This is a genomic window from Streptomyces sp. KLMMK (assembly GCF_036961605.1).
In the GTDB taxonomy this organism is placed as follows: Bacteria; Actinomycetota; Actinomycetes; order Streptomycetales; family Streptomycetaceae; genus Streptomyces; species Streptomyces telluris.
In genome coordinates, this window is record NZ_JBAMDC010000803.1 from 1 (window position 1) to 309 (window position 309).

Annotated in this window: 1 pseudogene; it reads left to right on the forward strand. The window is 66.0% G+C overall.

Annotated features, from left to right (window positions below):
- Window positions 1-68: 68 nt before the first annotated feature.
- Window positions 69-309 (forward strand): annotated as a pseudogene (locus V7793_RS38055) (transposase family protein); the annotation flags it as partial.

Below are 309 nucleotides of genomic sequence, written 5' to 3' on the forward strand. Positions count from 1 at the left end.
ACGAGTTGGTGCGTGATAGCGGGAGAGGCGTCGTGCCAGGCAGGTGGCATGATCCGTGTGTGGTGATCATGGTTAATCGGATGGTGCTGGCGCATCGGCTGTTCATTGGGATCTCTCGAGAGCATCTCGCCTGTTTGGTCGAGGAGTTGGCCGTGCCGTGGCAGGCCGGACTCGAGAGCCGACGCCATGCCGCGCGAGGAGGAGCCCGGAAGCGCGCCGAGGGTGCCGGCGCACGCCACCGGCTGGTGTTCGTCGACCGGCTGGTGGCCACGCTGATCCATCTGCGGCACGACCTGCCGCATTCAGTGC